Below are 25533 nucleotides of genomic sequence, written 5' to 3'. Positions count from 1 at the left end.
TTGAAGGAATTCAATAAGGCTCTGGGTAATTTCATAAATGATGCAGCGGCAGGCGGTGCAGTTCGTCATTTGGCAGATTTGGGATATTCCATCAGCAAAATCGAAGAGGAAATCAATTATCCCATTTCCAAGGAAAAGATTGCCAATTATATGTGGGAACACTTTCTTAACATAGGAAAGATTTCATTGGAGGAGCCACAGCCTGTCCATGAAAAAGCATCCTTTGTAAAAGAGCAGGATGAATTCGGAAGAATAAGCTTTAGAAGAGTCACAGAGACAGTGGATAATTCTGATAAAGAGTATGTTCAGTGTGAATTTGGTAAAGAGCTTTACAAGAATACAGAAGACTTTAAGGCATTTCTTGAAAGGCTAGAACCAGGGGACAGAGAGTATATTACTCTTATGCCATGGCCACTTACAACTGTATATCATGAGCTTGATGAGAGAATGAAGCGGATAGTACTTGAAAAAGGACAATCATAAAAAAATAAGTAGTATAATTAAGCAGGGGCTAGGGAGGATAATCTTTAGCCCTAATTTTTTTTGAAGAGGTAGAGCAATGAAGTTTTTAGAACAGTTTTTGATAATTTTAGCGATTTCACTGATTGGTGAAATTCTTAAAAGTGTTTTGCCATTCCCTATTCCAGCAAGTATCTATGGAATGGTGCTTATGTTTATTTTATTACTTACAGGTGTAATTAAGCTTGAGCAGGTTAGAGATGCAGGTAAATTTCTGATTGAAATCATGCCTGTTATGTTTATTCCAGCAGGAGTAGGTCTCATGTCTTCATGGAGCGTTCTCCAGCCGGTACTTTTGCCAGTTTCAGTTATTACCGTAATTACGATATTTACTGTTATGGCATCAACTGGAATTGTTTCCCAGTTCATTATCAAAAAGAGTAAGGGGGAGACAAAGTAATGAGTGAATTTATGCAGACCAGTGCCTATGCAGGTGTTACCATCAGTCTTGTGGCTTACGGCTTAGGCGCAGCGTTAAAGAAAAAATTTGGATTTGGATTATTTAATCCACTTCTTATTTCAATAGTAGTTACAATCCTTTTCCTTGTAGGAGGTCATATTGATTACGAGACCTACAATGAAGGAGCAAAGTATCTTAGCTGGTTTTTAACTCCAGCCACAGTTTGTCTTGCTATTCCTCTTTATGAGGAGTGGGAGTTACTTAAGAACAATGCAAAGGCTGTCATCTTAGGGGTTACTTCAGGTGTTATCACAAGCCTTGTTACAGTATTTGTTCTTTCAAAGCTTATGGGACTTGATCACGAAAATTATGTAACCCTTCTTCCAAAGTCTATCACTACAGCCATTGGAATGGGTGTATCTGAGGAGCTTGGTGGATATGTTACTATCACAGTTGCAGTTATTGTTATTACAGGCGTTCTTGGAAATATTATGGGTGAGTTTATCTGTAAGCTTTTCAGAATTCACGAGCCTATTTTAAAGGGACTTGCATTTGGAACTGCAGCCCATGCCATTGGAACAGCAAAGGCTATGGAGATTGGTGACGTTGAAGGAGCTATGAGTTCTCTGTCAATCGCAGTAGCTGGTATACTAACTGTTCTACTTGCCTCTGTATTTGCAGGATTAATATAAATAATTCTGATTATACTGCTTTTTCTACAAAAAGAAGTAATATTGTAAGTTGACATGGAATTAGTATTAAAATAATAGTAAAATATTGTGGGAGGATTCAGAGATGACTAAACGAAATATTATGTCCGCTGAGGAAATAGTAGAGCGTGTAACAGCTATAGCCCACAAGTATAATGTTAAGAGATTAGATTTATTTGGTTCATTTGCAAGAGGAACACAGACGGAAACTAGTGATATAGATTTTATTATATATGGTTGTGAAGATATAAATGCTTTCGAAGAGGAAGTTGAAAATATTCCTACACTCCGTAAAATAGATATATTCAATTATGATGAAGTGTGTAGCGAATACTTAAGAGAGGATATGGACAAATATGGAAAGCAAATATTTTAATAGATACCAGAGTTTGTGTAAAAGCCTAGCTAATTTAAGAATGTCCAGAGGACAGGATAAAGATGCTCCATTTGTTCTACCAGCTACAGTCCAGAATTTCAATCTTACGTTTGATTTATCCTGGAAGGTAATGAAAGAGCTTGTAACACAGGAATTTGGTTTAACTGATTTTGCTTCAGGCTCACCAAGGGAGACACTTAAGTCTGCATTTTCTGTTGGACTAATAAATGATGACAGATGGATGGATATGTTAAGAGTCAGAAATACATTAGCACATGATTATGATGGCCAGGTTGCTCTTAGGTATTATGATGATATAATTGGAGATTATTATGTGCTTATAGAATCTCTGGTTATGGACATCGAAAAATACTATAAGGAATAAAATGGGAACTCTAGTAATACCTAGAGTTCCATTGTTTAATAGAAAGGATATACTTTAAGTCATATTTAATTAAAGATACAACAAGAGAAGAGAGAGAACAGATTGTAAGGGTTTTACAGTTAACTAGTTTTTGACACTTGAAGGAGAAGGACGTTATGAACAAAAATGAATTCGCAATCACACCACCAATGGGTTGGAACAGCTATGACTACTACGACACCACAGTTAATGAAGACCAGGTTAAAGCCAATGCCGACTACATGGCAAAGCATTTAAAGAAGTTTGGCTATGAATATATCGTGGTAGATATTGAGTGGTATTCAAATGATGCCGGTACCAGAAGAAGCGAGCATCAGTACATTCCATTTGGAGATGATGAGCTGGATGAGTACGGAAGATTTATTCCAAGTCCAATAAGATTTCCATCCTCAAAGAATGGTGCAGGCTTTAAGCCTTTGGCAGATTACTGTCACAGCCTTGGATTGAAGTTTGGAATTCACATTATGCGTGGTATTCCTCGTGCTGCAGCAGAGCGTCACCTTCCAGTATTTGGAACTAATGTGACAGCAGCTGATATTGCAGATCCAGGTAGTATCTGTGGATGGAATCCTGATATGTATGGCGTGAGAAACGTAATGGAAGGTCAGGCTTACTACGATTCCCTTATTCAGATGTATGCTGATTGGGGCGTGGATTTCATTAAGTGTGATGATATTTGTGATTCATGGATGTACAGGGATGAGCACTTCAGCGGCTGGCATGAGACAAGAATGCTTCATGAGGCCATTATGAAGACAGGCAGAAATATAGTTCTTAGCCTTTCACCAGGACCAGCTCATATTGATAAGGCTTTCCATTATTGTGACAACGCAAACATGTGGCGCATCACTGACGATTTCTGGGATAAGTGGGAGCTTCTTAAGAACATGTTCTGGCGTTGTGAAATGTGGCAGGATCATGTGAAGGCAGGTTGCTTTCCAGATTGTGATATGCTTCCAGTAGGTACAGTGGGAGCGGGCTTTGGAAATGAGCGTCAGTCGAATTTCAATTATGATGAGCTTATGACAATGATGACTCTATGGTCTATGTTCCGTTCACCACTTATGATCGGTGGAGAGCTTACAAAGATGACAGAGGGAGATTTATCAGTGCTTGCTAATGAAGATTTACTGGAGCTCATGAAGGATGGCTGGAAATCATCACAGGTTTATCGTGATGACAGGTATGCTATTTGGAAGACCTCCAATAAGGCTCTTGAGAAAACCGTATTTGCGATATTTAATCTTTCTGAAGAGTATAAAGAGTTTGAAGTTGATTTAGGTACTATTTTTGAGGACGGCAAAGAGACTTATCATTTTAAGGATATTTGGTCTAAATCTTATGTAGAGTCTGGACAGACTTTAAAGGTTACAATACCACCACATGGCGTAAGGGCATTTAAATAAGATGATTGATTACAACGTAAATATAAATGGACTTGATGTAAAAGCAAACTACAGCGAAGAGGCTGTAAATAATATTTTTATCCCTCTCCTTAAGAAGCTGAGTCAGTTGCAGCAGGAAAAGGGAAGAAGAATACTTGTGATGCTTGCAGCTCCTCCTGGGGCTGGTAAAAGCACACTTGTTAGTTTCTTAGAAAAACTTTCAGAGGAGACTGCTGGAGTAAAGGCTATTCAGACTATCGGAATGGATGGTTTCCACCGTAGACAAGAATACTTAACCAGTCACACCACAGTAAGAGATGGTGAAGTTATCCCTATGGTAAAGATTAAGGGAGCTCCTGAAACATTCGATTTAGAACTGTTTACGGAGCAGATTAAAAAGTGTCTTAGTGAAAAGGAATGTGGCTGGCCTGTTTATGACAGGACTCTCCACAATCCAGTGGATAACGTAATTACGATAACTAAGGATATTGTTATTTTAGAGGGGAATTATCTCCTTCTAAAGGAGGCAGGCTGGGACAAGCTAAAAGACTTTGCAGATTACACTATCTCTGTTACAGCGGATGAGAACCTGCTTAGAGACAGGCTTATTGCCAGAAAGGCCCTCAGCGGTAATTCTATAGAAGATGCTACTGCTTTTGTGGATTACAGTGATATGGTTAATGTAAAGACCTGCCTTACAAAATCAGCAAAAGCAGATTTAACACTAAAAGTATTAAGTACCTCTGACGGAAGCTGTGATTATGAGGTCGTGAAATAAAAGGATAATCTAATGGAAGTAATTAGAATTGAAGATATAAATGACGAGAGAGTAGAGCTGTTTACCAAATATAATGAGGCGCAGCTCTATCATTATTTTGAACCAAATGGTGGAGTGTTTATAGCAGAGACACCTGAGGTAATAAAGAGAGCTCTGAACAGAGGGGCAGAACCGCTAGCTTTTTTGGTGGAAGAAAAGGCTTTTGAAACTGAAGTTGTGCAACAACTTTTTGAAAATATTGACGATAGCGTGAAAATCTTTGTAGCACCTTTAAAGGTGATTAACAATATCACAGGCTTCAATCTTACAAGAGGTGTCTTGGCAGCCTGCAGAAGACCAGTCCTTCCTGAACCGGCGGAGCTTTTGTCACAGACAAAGAGAGTGGCGATACTTGAGGATGTTATGAATCCAACAAACGTGGGAGCAATTTTCCGTTCTGCTGCAGCCCTAGGCGTGGAAGCAGTATTTCTCACCCATCCAAGCGCAGATCCTTTCTACAGAAGAGCTGCTAGAGTCTCTATGGGAACAGTGTTCCAGGTGCCTTGGACGTACTTTTATAAGGATTCAGATTATATTGAGTCTTTACATCAGGCCGGATTTAAGGTAGTATCCATGGCATTAAAAGAAAATGCTATCCCACTTTCGGCCCCAGAATTGAAGGAGCAGGAGAAGCTTGCCATCATTTTTGGAACAGAAAGTACAGGAATAAAAGACGACACAATTGCGAAATCAGATTATGTTACAATAATCCCAATGTACAATGAGGTGGATTCACTTAATGTGGCAGCAGCCAGTGCCGTAACCTTCTGGGAGCTTTGCAGTAAAAAAATATAGAGGTATTTAGTATGACATATTTCACATGTTTCTTTCTTGATAAGGAAAAGGATATTATTGTAAATCTTTATAAGGATTTGGATAGGATGCTGTATATCCTTAAGACTCCTAATCATGGAACGGGAAATCTGATTAGAAATATAGCGAAGACCTGTCATTTGGAGCTTACCAAGGATGAGGATGGAATGCTTATTATTAAGGGCGAGATTCCATGCTTCATCGATGGCAATAATAAGGAGAGCTATATCTTTAGTCTTAATGACATGGAAATTGCCAGCATCAGCCCTGATGGAACAGTAGAGGTGAAGGCTACTATCCCAGCTATTGCAAAGACTCTTATGAGCCAAACAAAGGATTTTGATTTACCAGTTGGTAAGACTATTTTCAAAACCTTTATAAGAAGAGACTATAAATTCAGAGCAGATTTACATACTCACATGAACGGAAATCTTACAGGAGATGTATTGATTGCGCTTGGTATATCACATCAGATTAGATACCCACTCTATTATGTAAAGAAGCTGGATTTAAAGCTTACGGATGTACAGTGGGCAAAAGCCTTGGAGCAGCGTGAGAAGGTAGCAAGACAGTTTGTATCCTCAGGTCTTCAGGGAAAATACCTTGATAGAAGAATCGATGATAATACCTTTATTAATTTTGCAGATCTGATTCTTAATAATCTGGATAATGCAGAGGATAATATTGTAAAGATTCGTGGCTCTTTGGCTGTTATAAAAGACGGTCAGGCCGTATTTACGAATTTGGAAAAGGTATACCTTTATAGATATGTATTCTGTAAGGGTGTGGAAAGCGAAGACTTAATCAGTCTTTCAAAGGTGGAGATGATTCCTGATGAGGATGTAAAGAATACTCTTCAACAGATGCTTCGTGATAAGGAAAATCCAGTATATTACAATAATACAATTTTCCAGGATAAGCTTCTTTGGATTGCAAGAGGCTATAAGAAGCAGGGTACATATTATGCCGAGATAAGTGATACCACACTGGTTAAGAAATATGAATCTCTTGAAATGCTTCGTCAGGTTCATGAAGTCATGCCAAGCATTTATAAGGAGACTGGTGTAATGATTCGTTTCCTTGCAGCTATGAGACGAATTCCTCTTACCATCATCAAGGATGCAGTTACACCTGAGAATTATCTTGAACAGAACCTTGAGGTGCTTAAGGCTACTGCCCTTGATCCATATGTGGCTGGATGTGATTTCGTAGGTGAAGAGATAAATGATATTATCGAGTTAAAGCCTGCCTTTAAAGAGATTGTAAAGATTGCAGCAAACGATCCAAGCTTTGTCATTCGTGTTCATGCAGGTGAAAATGACAGTCAGAAGGATAACATTGCCCATTCAATTGCATGTGTAAAGGAATCTCTTGCCAAGGGACAGCCTATGCCTAAGATGAGATTAGGTCATGGTCTTTACACTTATAGTTTGAATAGCAAAAAGGGAAAAGAGGCTTTAAAGGAGCTAAAAGAGAATAACGTTGTTCTTGAATTCCAGATTACAAGTAATGTTAGATTGAATAATTTGAATTCCCTTGATAAGCATCCATTGAAGCAGTATTTAAAGCAGGGCATTCGATGTGTTCAGGGAACAGACGGTGCAGCTCTTTATGGAACAGATGCAATAGAAGAAGAGCTTTCCTTAGAGAAGATGCTTGGTCTTTCTGATGCAGAGCTTAAGCTTATGAGAGAGGCTGAGGCTACTATCATAGAAGAGGGCCAAAAGGCGTACTCAGATAAGAAGGCAGCCTTTGCCAAGCTACTTGGAGACCGACCTTTAGAGGATGTGCTTCTGGAGAAGATGCAGACTGTAAAGATTTCTGGAAAGAAAGCGAAAGGCGAGGTTCTCTTAGATGCAAATACAGAATTAAAGGAGCAGATTTCCGAGATTACATGGGACAGATTCCCTGTAGTACTTTTGGGAGGAAGCTTTAATACAGAGAGTCGTTCAACAAAGCTTAGCGCAAATGCTACAAAGCAGATTGATGAGCTGATGGAGTTATTAAATCCAGAGGAAGTATGTTTCGTTATCGGTCACAAGCTTGCAGGATATGAAAAATACCTTATTGAACATAATGACAAGGGATTTAGAATCTATTCCTTTGTACCTGCTGTTATCACAAAGCGTGAGGCAGACAGAATCAAAAAGTCTGGTGTAAAGGTAAGAGTTTCTACTGAGTCACAGGGTATGGGAATATATAAGAGTTTTAACTATGAGATTTTTGAACGCCGTCCATCTATCGTGGTAGCTTTTGATGGAAACAGTGCAGCCACAAATCTTATTCAGGAGGCAAAGAATGGTAAAGGTAAATCAGCCATCTTTGTCTGGGCAAATTCAAAGAATCTTATGCAGAAGGCAAAGTCACTTCATGGATATGTATATTCTTTTGATAGTGATAATAAGCTGGTCGATACTATTAAAGAACTTCAAAGTACCATTGAGCAGAAATAAACTATCAGAATATTCTGTGAATATATCGAAAAAAGTGTGAAAAAAATAAATCGAACCTCAATTAGTTGTAAAATACTTAATGACGTAATGTGTCCACTAATTACTATTGGGGGTTGATAAATATGGCTAAGAATGCAAAAAAGACGAAACGAGTTAAGAAGAGTATCGGTGCTTCATTAATGATTCGTTTAGTACCTATTATTTTGATAGGTACTGTAGGTATCATTCTGTTTATTTCTTTTAATGCACGAAGTATTATTACCGAAATTGCAATGATGGATTTGCAGGCAGAGGGTAATGATAATGCACAGATACTTGGTAGTGGCTTTAAGATGTTGACTGCAAAATTTGGTGAGTATTGTGACACTATGGAACAGCTTCCTATGGAAGACCATAATACATATTTAAAGTACTGTGAACCATCAGTTAACTATCAGCCTGTTCCAAACTCTGGTATTTATGTTGGATTCTCGGATAACTCATATTTCTTTGCAAATGGAACTATACAGGATGCTTCATGGAAGCCAACTGAACGCGGTTGGTATGCTTTGGGAAAAGATAATCAGACATTCGTAGCCACAGAGCCTTATATTGATTCAGGTTCAGGTGAAATGTGCGTTACATATGTTAGAGCAGTTGATTTCTATAATGGTGAATTTGGTGTTGCTGGAGTTGATGTTTTCTTAACACAGCTTCAAGATGAAGTCTCTCAGCTTACTCCTATGAAAACTGGTGGCTCAGTTATTCTTGATAAAGAATATATTGTTTCTTATTTCGAAACAGATAAGAATGGTATGAAAATAGAAGAGTCTGGAAGCCAGTTCTTAATAGATTGTAAGAATTATATAGATAGTGGTTCTACAGAGGTTATTAAGATTAATCAGCCAACAACAGGAATTGATTATTATGTAAGTGCTGCAGCAATTCCTGGTACACCATGGACACTAATTTCTTCTGTTTCAGTGGATGATGTAATGAAGGAAGCAAATAGCTTTATGAGCATTTCGTTGTTTGTAATGGTATTGCTTATACTCCTTATAGTAATCGTAATTCAACTTACAGTTAGCCGAATAATTACTAAGCCTGTAAATAGCCTTTCAGATAGTATTTTAAAGATTTCAGATGGTGATTTTACTGCAAAAATGCCAAGGGATAGAGGCGATGAAATTGGTCTTATCAGTAATGAGATGACTCGTTTCGTTCAAATAATGAACGGAGCCATTAGTTCAATTCAAGGTAAGGCTGAGCAGCTTCAGGAGGATTCGGAAACCTCTAAGAGTGCATCTGGAAAGATGAGTTCTGAGGCATCGGATCAGTCTACATCTATGGGGCAGATTCAGGAGACCATGGATGATATTACAAATGCAGTTGGCGAGCTGGCAGAAAACGCAACGAGTCTTGCTCAAGCGGTTTCTGATTTAACAGATAACGGTAATTCTACTAACACTGTAATGCTTGATTTGGTAGAGCAGGCAAAGATTGGACAGGAAGACATGTCAGCTGTTCAGCAAAACATGGGACGTATTACGGAATCCATGGGTGAGATGAATGAGGTTGTTACAACCGTTGGTGAGTCAGCTAAGCAGATTACTGATATTGTACAAATGATTGATTCTATAGCTGAGCAGACAAATCTTCTTTCACTTAATGCTTCTATTGAAGCTGCCCGTGCTGGTGAGGCTGGTAAGGGCTTTGCAGTTGTTGCTGATGAAATTGGAAAGCTTGCCCAGAATTCACAGGATGCTGCTAAGGAAATTGGAGATATTATTAAGCAGATTACAGGTCTTATCTCTGACCTTGCAGAAAAGTCACAGCGTAATACAGATTCCATTAATGAAAGTGGTGAGGCAGTAGAAAAAGCCGGAACAAGCTTCAATAAGATTTATGATGATTTGAATCAGGCAGCTGAAACTATGGCGCGAATGATTAATATGATGGGTGAGGTAAATGATATAGCTTCATCTGTTGCAGCTATTTCAGAAGAGCAGTCAGCTAGTTCAGAAGAAATTTCAGCTACAATTACTGCCTTAGCTGAAAGTGCAAATCAGATTGCTACTGAGAGCCAAGGTGTAGAAAATGTTGCTAATTCAGTTTCAGATTCAGCACTTGCAATTAATGATGAACTTGCCAAGTTTAAAATTGAGGCAGATTTAACAGAGTAACTCGATTGTAAATAGAATAAAAAAAGCCTATTAAGAGGTGATGGATTTGACATTCCATCACCTCTTTTTTATTTATAATAGGCACTATAAATAAAGTGGTTTTAATATAAAAACTACTGTGCTATACTAGTATACAAGCTAACGATATGGGAGAATGCATGATGAATTTTGAATTATTCAAAAATGGAAAAGCAGCACCTATCCTTTTGGAGGATAATGGGGTATTTGGACTGGAGAAGATGACTGGTATATTCGCAAAGGATATCAAAAGAGTTACTGGAGTTTCTCCAAGACTATTAAAGGAACTTCCAAAGGATGAGATTGTCATATATGTGGGCGTTTGTGAGAGCAAGATGGTATCAGAAAAGTTCGCCGCTCACATCGATCTTTCAAAGATTAAAGGTAAAAGAGAAGTTTATGGTATATACATCTTAGAGGATGCTATCAACCCAGGACAGAAGATTCTTGCAGTTATTGGTAGTGATAAGCGAGGAGCTATCTATGGAATGTTCAGTCTTTCAGAAAAAATGGGCGTATCACCATGGTATTACTGGGCAGATGCAAAGGTGAAAAGACAAAGCCAGGTAGTTTTTGATGAAAGTATCTGCAAGGTTTCAAAGGAACCTTCAGTAAGATATAGAGGCTTTTTTATAAATGATGAGCAGCCATGCTTTGGTAATTGGGCAAGGGAAAAATTTGGAAGTATCAGACCATGTCCTGAATTATATGAGAAGATTTTTGAACTTCTTCTTCGACTTAAGGGAAATTATCTGTGGCCTGCAATGTGGCGTTCTGATTTTACCTTAGATCATATCGAAAACGCTCAGCTTGCCAATGAGATGGGTGTAATCATGGGCGCATCTCACCATGAGCCATGCTGTCGTTCGGGACAGGAGTTCCAGACCTTAAGACGCGACAATCCTCAGTACGGAACAGACTGGAGCTTCCTCTCAAATGCGGAGGGAATTACAGAATTCTGGAAAGATGGTCTTATCAGAAATAAGGATTTTGAGAATCTTATCACAATTGGTATGCGTGGAGAAAACGATTCTTACCTTATGCCAGAGGATGCCACTCTTGAGGACAATATAAATGTTTTGAAAAAGGCAATCACCAAGCAGAAGGAGCTTATCGCTAAGTACGCTCCATCTGAGCATCCACAGCTTCTTGCAATTTACAAAGAGGTAGAGGACTATTACTTTGGTGATGAAAAGACAAAGGGACTGAAGGATTGGGAGGTTCTTGATAATGACATCATGATGCTTTGCGATGACAATTTCGCAAACGTTCGTACCCTTCCAGATGAGGAACTAAGAAAGAAGCCAGGCGGCTTTGGAATGTATTATCATTTCGATTATTTTGGTGAGCCGGTTTCTTATCTTTGGATAAATTCATCTCCACTTACAAAGGTGTGGGAGCAGATGACCATGGCTTATGACTATGGTATCCGTTCTGCATGGATTGTTAATGTTGGAGATATCAAAAATCAGGAGCTTCCACTTAGCTACTTTATCGATTTGGCTTACGATTTTGATAAGTGGGGAACAAAAGCTATCAATAAGACTGATGAGTATACCTTACAGTTTTTCAATAAGCTTGGCTTTACAGGCGAGGTAGCTGAACAGGCAGCAGAGCTTGCAACGGAGTACACAAAATGGAATGGAAGAAGAAGACCAGAGGCTCTTCATCATGATCATTATCATCCAGTTCATGAAAATGAGGCACGCCGTGTGTTGAATCGTATTTACGAAGCAACAGAAAAGGCTGATGATTTGTTTGAAAAAGTAAAGGGATCTGATTTAGAGGAGTGCTTCTTCCAGGAGGTATATTATCCTGTAAACGCAGTTGCTGAAATTAATAAGATGCAAATCTATAGCGGCTTAAATGAGCTTTATGCTAAACAGCATAAGACTAAGGCTAATGAATATGCAAAAATGATTACAGAGTGCATTGAAAGGGAAAGAAGCCTTACCGAGGAATTCCATACTAGAAACAATGGCAAATGGAATCATATGCAGTCGGTTTATCATATTGGATTTACTCATTGGAATGATGAGCAGTGTCAGCTTCCATTGAGTCATTATGTAAATCCTGTAAAGGCTTCTCGACTTATTGTTAGTGTTGCGGATCAGACAGATTATACATGGGCACATAGATGGACCCGACATGTACTTAATATGCCACTTTGTTTCGAATCACATTGTATAGGCGAATTTGAAGTTGCAAATGGTGGCCTTAGCACCCTTGAATATCATATTGATTGGGAGGGTGACTGGATAGAAATAATAGATGTTTCTACCGGTGAAACTCTTAGAAAGAATGAAGCTGGCAGTACCGAAGTTTCAAATAATTTCAAGGTTAAAATCTTAAAGGATAAGTGGGATAAGAACCCAGAGGCTATGATTCGTATTTACGTAGATAATGGAGAAGTAGTAGCAGATGAGTCTGAGAACTGTACAAGTATCCCAATGGTAGAGATTTTAGTTCAGGCTAGCACGCTTGATTTATCTAACGTCAAAGAGAAATGCTTCCTCGAAGCAAATGGAGCTATTTCTATAGAGGCTGCTCATTTTGCAGAAAGCAAAGCTTCAAAGCTTGCAAAATATAAAGAGATAAAGGATTTTGGTCGTACCTTAAGTGGTATGAAGGCTTACCCTCAGAATATCAGATTTGATAAAGAGGATGAGGCACCAGCACTTACATATAAGGTTTTTGCTGCAAGTGAAGGTGAGTATACCTGTCAGATTTATGCTGCAGCATCTAATCCTGTAGTTTACCATGGCAAGCTTTCTGTTGGTGTGTCAGCTAATGGCGCTAAGAGAACTGCTGTAAATACAATTCCAGATAAAGGGTTTGACCCATGGAAGTCTGCCAGCTGGAGAGTAGGTGTTCTTGATAATATTCATATTGGAGAGTGCAAGCTTGCTCTTAAGAAAGGCCTTAATGAAATAACACTTACAGCAATTGATCCAGCTGTAGTAATAGAAAAAATAGTTCTTTGGAACCCTGAAAACCAGGTGCGAGAGTCTTATCTTGGACCAAAAGAAAGCAAATGTTTTTCAGTGTAACAGAAACTAATGATGAGGTTCAAGTTTTTTAATCTACAATATATATTTTGTGGGGGATAATCCTATAGATTATCCCTCCTTTTTTATTATCAGCCCATGTATTATAAAGTTAAGCGCGCGCGGTTTTTACATTAAAAAAAAGGAGAATATATGGGAATGGTAAAAAGAAGACTTTACAGATTCTTGTCAGTCGTTGCTATCTCTGCAATGATGGCCACATCTGTAGTTCCACCATCTGTTCACGCGACAGAAGTTGATGGTGCTACTGAGGCTGTGGAAGATGAGGAATCAGTGACAGAAGAGGGAGCAGATTCTGAGGAAGTTGCCGAAGAAGATGCAATTGAAGAGGACTCTAAAAAAGATGATGCTACAGAGGGATCAAATGGGGTAGAAGATTCTAAAGAAGCAAAGTCTGAGGACGCAGAAGAAGACGACGAAAAAGAAAAGTCTGATGAGACATGTGAAATCACATACAGCCTAGAGGATTTCAATGCTGACTATGGTTTCAGTGGCTCATGGGGTAGCGAAGTTTCATTCAAGAAGGGTGTTTGTACACTTGAGTTCAGCAGCCAGTATGCTGAGAAGATTTTTGGTCTTCCAGAGGGTATCAAGGGTGCTGATGTTGTAAAGGCAACTGTAAAGGTTAAGAAAGGTGATGTCAGCGGCTTCACCGTAAAGCTTAGAAATCAGGGCGAGGAATTAAAAGCTTCATATAGCTCAAACACAATCGAGAATAACGATGGTGTTGAATTTGATGGCTTTGGTTTAATGCGTAACGGAGATGGCGGCGCTACATACAAGCTTAGCGGTATCACACTTACATTAAAGGGTAGTGCTGAGGATTATCCAGAGCCAACACCTGTATCAGAAGAAGAGGATGATGATACACCTACAAGAAATGGTGAAATTGAGTGGGATATTCCTGACTTAAAGGATTATGTTTCTTCAAAGACAGGTCTTGGTGATGACTCATACACTGGTGCTGCTATTATGATCTCAGAGATCACAGATCAGACATTGATGGATCTCGTTGAGAAGCACTTTAATGCAGTAACTTTTGGTAATGAGTTTAAGCCAGATTCACTTTTTGGATACAACAATAACAAGCCAGCAGATGGACAGATCATTACAGAGACATGGACAGATGCAAAGGGTGTTACTCATAAGGACATGGAAGTTCCAAAGATGGACTTCTCTCGTCCAGAGAAAATGCTTAAGGTTCTTAAGGATTGGAATGATGAGCATCCAGATGACCAGATTAAGGTAAGAGGTCATGTACTTACATGGCACTCACAGACTCCTGCATGGTTCTTCAAGGAGAACTATGATCCAAATGGCGAATTCGTTTCACCAGAGGAAATGTCAATCCGTCATGAGTGGTTCATCAAGAGCGTATTCGAGCATGTATTCTCTTCAGAATATAAGGATATGTTCTATGGATGGGATGTTGTAAACGAGGCTTGCTCAGATGGTTCTGGTACATACAGAAGCGCTAGCGAGAACTCAAACTGGGCTAGAATTTATGGTATCGGAAGCTCAGAGGATGCACCAGAGTACATCCTTAACGCCTTCAGATATGCTAACTACTATGCTCACGAGATGGGTCAGGATAGCCTCGAGCTTTACTACAATGATTACAACGAGTGCTCAGGTAACAAGCCAGATGCAATTGCTCAGTTACTTGAAAGTGTAAAGAAGCACGAGAAGGATTCAGTTCTTCCTACACGTATCACAGGTTACGGTATGCAGGGTCACCACAATATGCAGGGTCCTACAAAGCAGCAGATCGTTGACTGTGGTATCCGTTACGGTAAGATTGTTGGAACAATCCAGGTTACAGAGCTTGACTTCAAGTGCAGCTCAGACTTCGATGGTTCTGAGGCTATGCTTTCTTCTGAGTACACAAAGGAAGCTTACAGATACAAGGAAGTATTAGATGCTTATAGAGAAATCGATGCAGAGCCAGGTATTGACGTAAACGGCTTTACTATTTGGGGTGTTATCGATCCTAACTCTTGGCTCCAGACAAGCAGCAGTGTTGGTGGTGGAGCTAATGGTAGACAGAAGCAGGTTCCACTTCTCTTTGACGGACAGTACAAGGCTAAGCCAGCATTCTGGGCACTTGTAGATCCTTCAAAGCTTGAGCCAGCTATCAACAGCATCACAGTTGTTCAGGCAGCTGGTAAGGATCCATTTGCACATGGTAAGCAGATTAAGATTGAAGGAACAGACTACAGCTTCATTCCTGTATGGGATGGAAATAAGGTTTCTGTAAAGGTTAAGGCAGCTGGTGCTAAGTCAGTTAAGCTTTATGTTGACTTTGCACAGGCTATGGCTGATGGCGCTGATGTTCAGGTTGCTGAGTCAGCATTCAATGAGGATGGCGAGTGTGTACTTACACTTGAAGGTCCAAAGGAATTTGAAGCATCAGCAAAATTCGCTCTCGATGTAGTAGTAACTGATGAAGAGGGTGAGCACGCTTTCAACAACACAAGACTTACACAGGCTGAGGGCAGCAAGTACTTTGCTAAGGCTCTTTGCAAGCCATATATGTCAGTTGTTAAGGGTACACCAGAGGTTGATGGTAAGGTTGATAAGGTTTGGGATAACGCTAAGGATGTAGAGCTTACAATCACTGGCGGAACACATCCAAACGCAACTGCATCAGCTAAGGTTCTCTGGGATGAGAAGAACCTCTATGTTCTTATGAACGTAAAGGATGCTGTTCTTGATGCAACAGCTTCAGCTGTTCACGAGAAGGATTCTGTTGAGGTATTCATCGATGAGAATAACCATAAGGCAGACGCATTCGAGGATGACGACAAGCAGTACAGAATTAACTACTTAAATGAGACAAGCTTCAATGGTACAAAGTGCCTTGAGGAAAACTGTGAGCACGCTGTTACATTAACAGATGATGGTTACATGGTTGAGGCAGCTTTTGCTTGGACAGATATTACACCAGAGGTTGGTACAGCAATCGGTCTTGATCTTCAGATCAACGATGGCGAAAACGGTGGACGTATCGGTACAAGAACATGGTACGATGAGACTGGAAACGGATGGAGTGCACCTAGAGTATTTGGCGAGGTAACACTTGCTGATGCAGAGGCTGAGCCAGAGGAGCCAGAGGAGTCAGTACCTACAATCTCACTTGTTGAGGATGCAGTTTACACAGGAAAGGCTATTAAGCCAGAGGTAGTTGTAGTAGTTGGTGACAAGACATTAGTTAAGGGCATTGACTACAAGGTTTCTTACAAGAACAATAAGAACGCAGCTACAAAGGTTAGCACAGGTATGGGTGATGACTTTGATGAGTCACTTCCAACAGTAATTGTTAAGCTTAAGGGTGAGTACGAAGGTGAGCTTAAGGCTAACTTCACAATTTCAGCAGCAGATTTTGCTGGTGATGCTTTTGAGTTCGAAGCACCAAAGAACTTAAAGGAAAAGAAGAGCGCTCAGGCTCCTAACGTAACTGTTAAGTTTAATGGCAAGAAGCTTTCAAAGAGCGAGTACACAGTTACTTACAAGCTTGGTGAGGATGGCAAGGAGATGAAGAAGCTTCCTGCTAAGGCATCAAACGGTGATGGACAGTACTTCGCAGTAGTTAGAGCTGCTGGTTCTAACTTCACAGGTGAGAAGGTGGTTGCACTTGATGTAATCGCTGATGCACAGGTACACATTGCTGACGTTAACGTTAAGGACAGAGTAGTTGAGTGGAACGAGAAGACAAATAGAGTAACACTTAAGATGAGCTACAAGGTTAACGCTAATGATGAGGCTGCTTACTTTGGTGTAAAGAAGGGTACTACTGTTACATTAAAGGAAGGCAAGGATTATGAGGCTGAGATGCTTACATACATTGGTTTCTTTGACAGAGGTTTATGCAAGGTTAAAGGAAATGGTCCTTTCTTCGGATACAGAGTAGTAATCGTTCGTGCAAATTTTAAATAAGATATTTTCCTAAAAAGGGGCTCTATGGAGACATAGGGCTCTTTTGTTGTATAATGAAATAAAAATGAGGGTAATTTATTATGGGGGTAATAAATGGTAAACACAGATAAACTTTTAGTAGCACCTCAGGGAATGAAAATTATAGTGGAGAGACAGCCGGATAAATATCTGTATGTCATTTTGTCCGGAAGAGCCTATATGTATGCTGGCTACGGAACAAAAGAGGAGACTATAATAGACAAGTTTGGCGTGGGTAACTGCTTTGGTGCATATGGAATGCTCACAAAGCGTCCGGATAATTATACTGTTGTAGCCCAGACTGACATGAAGCTCATACGTTTGGAAGAAGCTGATATGGCAGACTTCATCAGCAAGGAAAATGCCAGTACTGTCCTTAGCGTAATGAAGGCCATGGCCAAGGAAATGGTGCGAGTAAAAACAGAGCTTGATACCTTAAATAAAGATATTGCCAAAAGAAAACGAGTGGACGGGGAGGAGTCTTCTGAGCCTGAATCTATCATTCTGAAAGATAACAGTGGAGTACATCGAATTTATAATCCTAAGAATCCCCACTTTGATGCCAAGGGCAAAATGAGATTTCTTGGAAGAGATAAAGAATAATTCGTAAATACGTATAAATAGAATCTACCCTTTTTATTAAAATTGGATATAATTGTCTTATAAACACTTTTTATAAGGAGGGTAATTAATGAAAAAGCGAAATGGTTTAAAGAGGGTAGTTACTTTTGTCCTCGCAGCTGCCATGGTAGTTACCATGGGATTTACTCCAACAAAGGCTTATGCTTATGAGGCTGAGTACAAGATCGTGCCACAGATTGCCAAGGATTTATCTGGCAAGACACTTATCATTCACTCAAACGATGTTCACGGTGCAATGGATAAGTACTCACAGCTTGCAGCTCTTAGAAATGAGCTTAAGGCAAGAGGCGCTGATGTAATTCTTACAGATGCAGGTGATTTCAGCCAGGGTACACCTTATGTTAGTACAACAAAGGGTATGTATGCCATCAACATGATGAATGCTATGGGATACGATGTTGTAACACTTGGAAATCACGAATTTGATTATGGTTATGCTCAGCTTAAGTACAACCTTTCAAATGCTAAGTTCAAGGTAGTTTGCGCAGACGTAGTAGATGCTAAGGGAAAGAATCTTTTTGATGCAAATACTGTTTTCACAACACCTTCTGGATTAAAGATTGGTTTCTTTGGTCTTGAGACACCAGAGACACAGACAAAGGTTAATCCTGCAACAATCAAGGGTGTTAAGTTCCTTTCAAAGAGCGATATTTACACATGCGCTCAGTCACAGGTAGAGGCTCTTAAGGCTCAGGGCGTTGACCTTGTTGTTTGCCTTAGCCACCTTGGTGTTGATGAGGAATCAGCTCCTGATGGACACAGAAGTGTTGATATGCTTGCTAACACAACAGGTATTGATTTAGTAATCGATGGTCATTCACACACACTTATGTCTCTTAAAGATGCAGATCCTAACGAGCCAGGTGATGAGCCAGTTCAGTCTACAGGTACAAAGCTTGAGACAGCTGGTATTGTTGTTATCGATAATGCTTCTAAGAAGATTGAAGATATGTATCTTGTAAAGCTTGATGATGGAATCATCCAGGATACATTTATAGCAGCAGTAGACAAGACAATCGAGGATGCAGTTGATGCTGAGTATGGTGTTGAGCTTGCTAAGTCTGAAATTGATCTTAATGGTAAGAAGGCTCCTGGTGTTCGTACAGAGGAGACAAACCTTGGTGATTTAATTGCTGACGGTCTCAAGTGGAGCGTAACAAAGGAGAAGGGTGCTCTTACTGTTCCTGATGATCATGTTGTTGCTATCACAAATGGTGGTGGTATCCGTGCTTCTATCAACGCAGGTTCTGTAACAAAGAAGGACATCAATACAGTTCTTCCATTTGGAAATACAGTAGCAGTTGTTTATGTAAAGGGTTCTGTTCTTTTAGAGGCTCTTGAGGCCAGCACTTACTGCACACCTGAGGCAGTTGGTGGATTCCCACAGGTTTCTGGAATTAAGTTCACAGTAAACACTGCAGTTCCATTTGCACAGGGTGAGGCTTATCCAGAGTCTACATACTATAAGCCAGCATCTATTAACAGAGTTACAATCGACAGCATTAACGGTAAGCCATTCAAGGCTGATGACACATATGCAGTTGTAACAAACAACTTTGTAGCTGCAGGTGGTGACACATACTATGCATTTGGTAGCGCAACAAACCAGTTTGATACAGGTATCGTAATGGATGAGGCTGTTATGGATTATGTTAACACTCAGCTTGGCGGAAAGATTACTGCTAAGGATTACGGAACAGTAAAGGGAAATATTACTCTTAAATAGTTAATTACCACAAAAGCTGTGAGTACAAAAAGTATTCACAGCTTTTTTTATTTTTGTTATTGCATTTAGCACATAAGACACTTATAATACAAAAAAAAACAAATGCAGAGTAGACTGTAAAGCGTTAAGTGCCAGGTGAACAGGGAGTTGTCATTTGGACGAAGGTTTTATCCGCGGTTTTATGGTCGCATCCCGCTGCTACATATGAGAAGTGCAATATGCACCTCCTAGTGTAGACAAAAGGAACTGCAAAGGAGGTGCATTTTTTATGAAGAAACTTATGGACACAAAGACACTTACTGTTGCAGCCATGCTTACAGCTATTGGAATCGTACTTGGATTTTTCAAGATTCCAATTAATCAGCTATTTGAGATTAGATTTGGCTCATTGCCAATCTGCATGGCAGGAATGCTTTTTGGCCCAGGTGTGGCAGGAGTCGTAGGGGCTCTTGTTGATATCGGTGGATACTTGGTTAAACCAACTGGCCCATTCTTTCCTGGCTTCACTCTTAGCGGTATTGTAGGCGGTATCATTTTTGGTTTGATGCTTCATGGCAAAAAGATTACATTCCTTAGAGTGCTTATTACACAAATCGTACATACGGTAATTGTTGGAGTAATCATGAACAGCTACTGGTTAAGTCTGCTATATTTGCAGGGCGGTTATGTTGCAGCTATAGTATCAAGACTTCCAAAGGAATTAATTATGATTCCTGTTTACACTGTTTTATTCTACAGTGTGCTTAAAGCTTTCGACAAAGTAAAAGTAGGAGCTATGGCTTAAAATGAGAGAATATTCCTATGAAGAAGCGATAGAGTTTTTTAAGAATCTTCCACATTTTGTTCCACCAGCTAATAATGGTGGAGGGATTAAAAATTTCTTGTCCCTTGATGCTGAAAATGCATTGTTGGAAAAGATAGGTAATCCTCAGATGGATTTAAAATATATCCATGTGGCAGGTACAAATGGAAAAGGTTCCACTTCAGCCTTTATCGCGACCATATTACAGGAAGCAAATTACAAGGTGGGGTGTTTTACCTCACCTTTTTTGTATGCTTACAATGAGATGTATAAGGTTAACGGTGAGGATATTTCTGATGAAGATTTCGCCAGAATATTTAATATCGTAAAACCGTATTACGATGAATTGGCAGCGGATGGAATTTATCCAAGTGAGTATGAAATCCTGACAGTAATGTCCTTCTTGTATTTTAAAGATATGGACTGTGATATCGTAGTTATGGAAGTGAGCATGGGTGGAAGAGTGGATACTACAAATGTTATTCCAGCACCACTTGTAAGTGTAATTACTCCAATTAGCTATGATCATATGTCTATTCTCGGAAATACTCTTGCCGAGATTGCCACAGAAAAGGCTGGAATTATAAAGACTGGAACAGTTGTGGTATCTGCAAAACAGGAGCCTGAGGTTATAGAAGTGCTTGCTCAGGTATGCAAAGAAAAGAAGGTGGAGCTTAATTTTGCTACTGAGCCAGTAGTGGTTTCAAGAAACCTTAAGGGACAGGAATTTATGGTTTCTGAATTTGGCAGCAGACTTAGCACACAGCTTCTTGGCACCTATCAGGTGGAAAATGCAGCTCTTGCCATGAGAGCTATAGAGCAGCTTAAAAGACGAGGCTTCGTAATTCCGGATGGAGCATTAAGAGGTGGTCTTAACAAAACAAAATGGTTTGGAAGATTTTCTGTAATCAAGAGTAATCCTCCTGTGATTGTTGACGGTGGTCATAACCGTCAGGGAGCTTCAGTGTTGGCTGATTCCTTAAGGACCTATTTCCCTGAAAAGAAGATAACCTTTGTTCTTGGAATCCTTCAGGATAAGGAAGTGGAAATAATGTTGGATGAGCTTTTGCCGCTGGCAAAGGAAGTTTTTACAGTGGAGGTGCCAAATCCACGTACCATGTCTGCTGATGAGCTGGCAGAAAGAATCATATTACGAGGAGTGAAGGCACAGGCATTTACAGGAGAGGATTTATCAGAGCTGGAGAATGACGCAGATGTGATTTGCATGGCAGGTTCTTTGTATCTGCTAGGCAGCCTTACGGTTGACTGATGTTTGAAATGGCTGTATATTCTTATCATATGAATGGAGGCTATTATTCTAAATGAAGGCATTGATTGCAATGAGTGGCGGCGTAGATAGTAGTGTCGCTGCTCTTTTAATGAAAGAAAAAGAATATGAGTGCGTGGGTTGCACTATGAAATTATATGGCAATGAGGATGTGGATTTATCTGATACCAGCACCTGTTGCTCCTTAGATGATGTTCAGGACGCAAAGGATGTTGCCAGAAAGCTTGGCATGCCTCATTACACCTGGAATTTCAAGGAACAGTTTAGAGAAAAGGTAATCGATAATTTTATAGATTGCTATGAGCACGCAATGACTCCTAATCCTTGCATAGAATGTAATAAGCATCTTAAGTTTTGTGAGCTTTACAGAAGAGCAAAGGAGCTTTCCTGCGATAAGATTGTTACTGGCCATTATGCAAGAGTTCGTAAATGCGATGGTGGTTATCAGCTTTTAAAAGGTAAGGATGCTACAAAGGATCAGTCTTATGTACTTTATTCCATGACACAGGATGAGTTGGCACACACAGAATTTCCTCTTGGAGAATATTCTAAGGACGAAATAAGAAAGATTGCCGAGGCACATGAATTCGTAAATGCAAATAAGCCTGATAGTCAGGATATATGTTTTGTTCCAGATGGGGATTATGTATCGGCTCTTAAGAGATTTACTGGTAAGGAATATGAACCTGGTGATTTCGTGGATATGGAAGGGAATGTACTTGGCAGACACAAGGGCTTGGTTTGCTACACTATTGGTCAGCGAAAGGGACTAGGCATATCTGCAGCATACCCACTTTATGTTGTTAAGCTTGATACTGAAAAGAATCAGGTAGTACTTGGCAAGAATGAAGATTTGTTTTCAAGGGATGTATTTGTAGAAAATATCAACTGGATTGGACCAAAGGACTTGCCAGAGACTTTTAGATGTAAAGCAAAGGTTCGCTACAGAATGACAGAGCAGCCTTGTGAAGTCCAGAGAGTGGGTGCCACATCTGCAAAGATTATATTTGATGAGCCACAGAGAGCCATAACACCTGGTCAGTCAGCAGTATTTTATGATGAAGATGTAGTGCTGGGCGGTGGAATTATAAAGCATTAGAAGAAGAGGGAAACCTCTTCTTTTTTTGTTTATTGATAGGGTTTTTCAATAAGAAAAAAATGTGAAAAAAGTGTTGACATCTAACGCATGGTAGTATAATATAACCGCAGTTAGTAAATACTAACTCAGAAAAAACAAGAGAGAGTGAGCTATGAGCAACGAAGTGTTTGAGATGTTATGCGCCATGGACAGGCGAAAAGTAGAATTACAGATTGTTTTGCAGTGTGCACCTACTATCGCGGGGCTTAAGACTTCAAATCTTCTAATAGTTTCAAGAGATCAGGAAGATAAAGTTAGATTCCTATTAAGACATTCGAAGCTTATGGGATACAGACTAGTTTATGACCGACACAGAGTTATTTTTCTGGTATTCAACAAGGAAATGCTCGTGGATTACTTATCTAGAAATGATGTCAGAGAATTCCTAAAGGGCTACGGTTACAGGACAGATGCTTTTGGATACAGCCTTCGAAATTTTCAGGAGCGCTACGACAGCTATGTTCATAATCGAAAGGATTTTCCACATGAGATAGGTGTTTTCCTCGGATATCCATTATGCGATGTAAAGGGGTTCATCGATAATGGTGGAGAGGATTACAAAATCTCAGGATACTGGAAAGTCTACGAGAACCCAGATGCGACAAAACAGCTTTTCGACAAGTTTGATGACATCAAAGATGAAATGGTTCGAAAGATTTACAAGAAGGAGAGAGTATTAGCATGAGTACAGTTAATGTAGTTTTTTGGTCACAGTCAGGAAACACTGAAGCTATGGCAAATGCTGTTGGTGCAGGTGTTACAGCGGCTGGTGGAGTTGCTAATGTTGTTTACGTTGGCGATGCTTCAATAGATGAACTCAAGAATGCTAAGGCATTTGCTCTTGGCTGCCCTGCAATGGGTGCTGAGGTTCTTGAGGAAGGTGAGATGGAGCCTTTCGTATCAGATTTGGAAGGTTTTGTTTCAGGTAAGACAATTGGTCTTTTCGGTTCTTACGGCTGGGGAGACGGACAGTGGATGAGAGACTGGGTTGATCGTATGACAGCCGCAGGTGCCACTGTTGTAAATGGCGAAGGTGTTATCTGTCAGGATGCTCCAGATGGGACTGCAGAGGCAGAGTGCCAGGAACTTGGCAAAGCCCTCGCAGCAGTTTAATTTTATACTGAGCTTTGCTCAGACATTTCTAACTTAGTTAAATTCCTTTTTCCCAAGTTTCTAACCGGGTTTCTTGGGGAAGTTATTAGACTCCTTTTACAGCCTCCAGGTATGCCAGTGCCTGGAGGTATTTTTTTGTCTAAATAACACCTTTCATTTGAAATATAAAATTTCAAAATCGCTATATCTAAATCATACAATATAATTGTATAATATGCCTAGACAAAAATTGGAGGTTACTCGATGAAGGACAGATTATTTGCAGACAAAGATTTTCTGCGCAGACTCTTTAATTTAACATTGCCAATTGCATTTCAGGCTTTGATGCTTGCTCTTGTTGCTGCCTGCGATGCTGTAATGCTTGGTCGAATCGAGCAGAATTCTATGGCTGCTGTTTCACTTGCTACCCAGGTTCAGTTTATTCAAAATATGATGCTCTGTGCCGTTACAGGTTCCATCTCTATTCTTGGCGCTCAATACTGGGGCAAGGGTGATAAAAAGACTCTTCATAAGATTTTTGGAATGAGTCTCAGAATCGCATTTGTTATTTCTTTGCTTTTCTGTGTTGCCTGTGTTGTTTTCCCAAGACAGCTTATGATGATTTTTGCCAGTGATGAAGCTCTTATATCTATTGGCGCATGTTACCTTAGAATTGCAGGCTGGTCATATCTTCTTACGGGATTTTCTCAGTGCTTCCTTGGTATGATGCGAGTTACCGAACATGCAGATAGATGTGCCATCATTAGTTCGGGTGCTGTAGTTATCAATATCATTCTTAATGGAATTCTTATTTTTGGACTTATGGGACTTCCTGCTCTTGGTGCAGAAGGTGCAGCTATAGCGACACTTATTTCCAGAATTATAGAATTGGTTTGGGCTGTTATTTCATCCTTCCAGAAAGATTTTATACATCCATCATTAAAGGATTTGGTAGTAAGAGACGCTTTGCTTCTCAAAGATTACGTTCGTTGTGGTCTTCCTCTTGCAGGCGCAGCTATGTTCTGGGGCGTTGGATTTACATCATATACTGCTTTTATGGGACATCTTGGCACCGATTCGGCTGCCGCTAATTCTGTTGCTGCAGTTGTCCGAGATCTTATGTGCTGCGTATGTGATGGTGTCAGTGCTGCAGGTGGAATTATTATTGGAAATGAGCTCGGCGCTGGAAATTTGGAAAGAGGAAAGCTATATGGACAGCGTATCTCAAAGATGTCCGTGCTAATAGGATTTTTTTCAACTGTAATCATTTTGCTTGTGACACCTTTAGTAGTTAATTTCATTATCCTTACACCACAGGCAAAGCAATATCTTATTGGAATGATGGTTATCATGGCCTTTTATATGATAGGACGTTGCATTAATACTGTGGTAATCAATGGAGTCTTTGGTGCTGGTGGCGATACGCTTTTCGATATTTACAGTCTTGCAGTTTGCATGTGGTGTATAGCGGTGCCAATCGCTTTCCTTGGTGCATTCGTATTTCATTGGCCAGTACTTGCGGTTTATGCCTGTACTTGTTTGGATGAAGTTGGAAAACTACCTTGGGTTTTCTATCACTATAAAAAATATAAGTGGGTTAAGGATTTAACTCGATAATTATAGGACTGCCTAGTGCAGTCTTTTTTCAACGTTTTGTATGACTTACAGAAGCATGTGATACTTTTGTGATAATTCCTATGATAAATTGTCATCATAGAAAACGTTAATCAAAAGGTTTTGGGGAGG

The 25533-nt window shown here is 39.8% G+C and carries 20 protein-coding genes and 1 riboswitch; all 20 genes read left to right on the top strand.

The window, feature by feature from the left end; translation table 11 throughout:
* The 20 genes from BLP54_RS05665 (at position 1) to BLP54_RS05570 (ending at position 25404) form a co-directional block, all read left to right on the top strand.
* Positions 1 to 483, top strand: coding sequence for a hypothetical protein (locus tag BLP54_RS05665; protein ID WP_090167647.1), 483 nt, complete (start codon positions 1 to 3; stop codon positions 481 to 483).
* 76 nt (positions 484 to 559) lie between these two features.
* Positions 560 to 919, top strand: coding sequence for a CidA/LrgA family protein (locus BLP54_RS05660; RefSeq protein ID WP_090167646.1), 360 nt, complete (start codon positions 560 to 562; stop codon positions 917 to 919).
* Complete coding sequence (locus BLP54_RS05655) at positions 919 to 1611, top strand: LrgB family protein (RefSeq protein ID WP_090167644.1); 693 nt, start codon at positions 919 to 921, stop codon at positions 1609 to 1611. Before BLP54_RS05660 ends, BLP54_RS05655 begins: the two co-directional genes overlap by 1 nt.
* An 85-nt stretch (positions 1612 to 1696) precedes the next feature.
* Positions 1697 to 2005, top strand: coding sequence for a nucleotidyltransferase family protein (locus BLP54_RS05650; RefSeq protein ID WP_408633786.1), 309 nt, complete (start codon positions 1697 to 1699; stop codon positions 2003 to 2005).
* Complete coding sequence (locus BLP54_RS05645; protein WP_090167643.1) at positions 1986 to 2390, top strand: HI0074 family nucleotidyltransferase substrate-binding subunit; 405 nt, start codon at positions 1986 to 1988, stop codon at positions 2388 to 2390. The genes BLP54_RS05650 and BLP54_RS05645 overlap by 20 nt, the downstream gene beginning before the upstream one ends.
* Before the next feature lie 155 nt (positions 2391 to 2545).
* Positions 2546 to 3835: a glycoside hydrolase family 27 protein gene (locus BLP54_RS05640; RefSeq protein ID WP_090167640.1), complete on the top strand. Its 1290-nt coding sequence runs from the start codon at positions 2546 to 2548 to the stop codon at positions 3833 to 3835.
* Position 3836: 1 nt separating this feature from the next.
* Positions 3837 to 4592, top strand: coding sequence for a nucleoside/nucleotide kinase family protein (locus BLP54_RS05635; RefSeq protein ID WP_242870632.1), 756 nt, complete (start codon positions 3837 to 3839; stop codon positions 4590 to 4592).
* 12 nt (positions 4593 to 4604) lie between these two features.
* Positions 4605 to 5426 (top strand): TrmH family RNA methyltransferase, encoded by an 822-nt coding sequence (locus BLP54_RS05630; RefSeq protein ID WP_090167638.1) that lies wholly within the window; start codon positions 4605 to 4607, stop codon positions 5424 to 5426.
* A gap of 11 nt (positions 5427 to 5437) precedes the next feature.
* Entirely contained in the window at positions 5438 to 7897 is a 2460-nt protein-coding gene (locus BLP54_RS05625; protein ID WP_090167636.1) for an amidohydrolase family protein, read from the top strand.
* A 122-nt stretch (positions 7898 to 8019) separates the two neighbouring features.
* Positions 8020 to 10059, top strand: coding sequence for a methyl-accepting chemotaxis protein (locus tag BLP54_RS05620; protein WP_090167634.1), 2040 nt, complete (start codon positions 8020 to 8022; stop codon positions 10057 to 10059).
* Between the two features lie 158 nt (positions 10060 to 10217).
* Positions 10218 to 13127: a glycosyl hydrolase 115 family protein gene (locus tag BLP54_RS05615; RefSeq protein WP_176754482.1), complete on the top strand. Its 2910-nt coding sequence runs from the start codon at positions 10218 to 10220 to the stop codon at positions 13125 to 13127.
* Positions 13128 to 13277: 150 nt separating this feature from the next.
* On the top strand, positions 13278 to 17081 hold the full coding sequence (locus tag BLP54_RS05610; RefSeq protein WP_090167630.1) for an endo-1,4-beta-xylanase: 3804 nt from the start codon (positions 13278 to 13280) through the stop codon (positions 17079 to 17081).
* A gap of 93 nt (positions 17082 to 17174) precedes the next feature.
* Positions 17175 to 17702, top strand: a complete 528-nt coding sequence (locus BLP54_RS05605) for a Crp/Fnr family transcriptional regulator (RefSeq protein ID WP_090167627.1) — start codon at positions 17175 to 17177, stop codon at positions 17700 to 17702.
* 88 nt (positions 17703 to 17790) lie between these two features.
* Positions 17791 to 19467, top strand: coding sequence for a bifunctional metallophosphatase/5'-nucleotidase (locus BLP54_RS05600; RefSeq protein ID WP_090167625.1), 1677 nt, complete (start codon positions 17791 to 17793; stop codon positions 19465 to 19467).
* Between the two features lie 103 nt (positions 19468 to 19570).
* A riboswitch (THF riboswitch) is annotated at positions 19571 to 19667 on the top strand.
* Positions 19668 to 19735: 68 nt separating this feature from the next.
* Entirely contained in the window at positions 19736 to 20251 is a 516-nt protein-coding gene (locus tag BLP54_RS05595; RefSeq protein ID WP_090167624.1) for a folate family ECF transporter S component, read from the top strand.
* A 1-nt stretch (position 20252) separates the two neighbouring features.
* Positions 20253 to 21539 (top strand): bifunctional folylpolyglutamate synthase/dihydrofolate synthase, encoded by a 1287-nt coding sequence (locus BLP54_RS05590; protein ID WP_090167623.1) that lies wholly within the window; start codon positions 20253 to 20255, stop codon positions 21537 to 21539.
* 52 nt (positions 21540 to 21591) lie between these two features.
* Positions 21592 to 22656: a tRNA 2-thiouridine(34) synthase MnmA gene (mnmA, locus tag BLP54_RS05585; RefSeq protein ID WP_090167621.1), complete on the top strand. Its 1065-nt coding sequence runs from the start codon at positions 21592 to 21594 to the stop codon at positions 22654 to 22656.
* Positions 22657 to 22807: 151 nt separating this feature from the next.
* The gene (locus BLP54_RS05580; protein ID WP_090167620.1) at positions 22808 to 23380 is read left to right on the top strand and encodes a DUF3793 family protein; all 573 of its coding nucleotides are present in this window, start codon (positions 22808 to 22810) and stop codon (positions 23378 to 23380) included.
* Entirely contained in the window at positions 23377 to 23808 is a 432-nt protein-coding gene (locus BLP54_RS05575) for a flavodoxin (RefSeq protein WP_090167616.1), read from the top strand. The genes BLP54_RS05580 and BLP54_RS05575 overlap by 4 nt, the downstream gene beginning before the upstream one ends.
* Before the next feature lie 243 nt (positions 23809 to 24051).
* Entirely contained in the window at positions 24052 to 25404 is a 1353-nt protein-coding gene (locus BLP54_RS05570; RefSeq protein WP_090167615.1) for an MATE family efflux transporter, read from the top strand.
* Positions 25405 to 25533 lie beyond the last annotated feature (129 nt).

This window comes from Pseudobutyrivibrio sp. 49, assembly GCF_900100545.1.
Taxonomy (GTDB): domain Bacteria; phylum Bacillota; class Clostridia; order Lachnospirales; family Lachnospiraceae; genus Pseudobutyrivibrio.
Note: the sequence above shows the minus strand (reverse complement) of the source record. Positions and strands in the feature narration are given on the sequence as shown.